Here is a 623-nt window from a genome sequence, read left to right on the forward strand (position 1 = left end):
TGTACGCCGGCACCGAGGGAATGGTCGTCTTCTCAGTCAGCGGGGAAGAGTGGGAGGAGCGACCGGGGACAGTGGGACTGCCTCGAGGTGGGGAAGTTCAGATCCGTGCTGCCGACGAAACAGTGCTCTCCGCCGGTCAAACCGGTCGGATCTGGCTCCGACGCGAAGCTGCGCTCGGTGAGTCGTTCCGCTATCTCGGAGCGACAGCAACCGCCAGCGAGGGGTGGCAAACACTCGGCGACATCGGCCATCTCGACGCGGACGGTTATCTCTTCATCGAGGACCGCGAAGCGGATATGCTCCTCGTCGGCGGAAGCAATGTCTATCCAGCCGAAATCGAAGCCGCTCTTCTGAGCCACCCGGCTGTCGTCGACGTCTGCGTAATCGGGCTTCCGGACGACGACCTCGGGCAGGCGCCCCATGCGATCATCTTCTCGCCGACCGGCGCAGACAGCAACGAACTTCTCGAGCACGCACGCGCCACCCTCGCTGGCTACAAGCTCCCACGATCATTCGAATTCGTAGACGAACCCGTGCGGGACGCAGCCGGCAAAGTACGTCGTCAGAATCTGCGCGACGCCCGAATCAACCCCGCGTCAGGTGCAGGTGCGCAATGAGGCGCC

At 63.6% G+C, this 623-nt stretch carries 1 protein-coding gene; it reads left to right on the top strand.

Going from position 1 to position 623, the window contains the following annotated elements; translation table 11 throughout:
* On the top strand, positions 1–617 hold a 617-nt coding region (locus ACSU1G_RS34590; protein WP_439286194.1), incomplete at its 5' end, for an AMP-binding enzyme.
* Positions 618–623: the final 6 nt, after the last annotated feature.

The organism is Microbacterium sp. A93 (genome assembly GCF_051842835.1).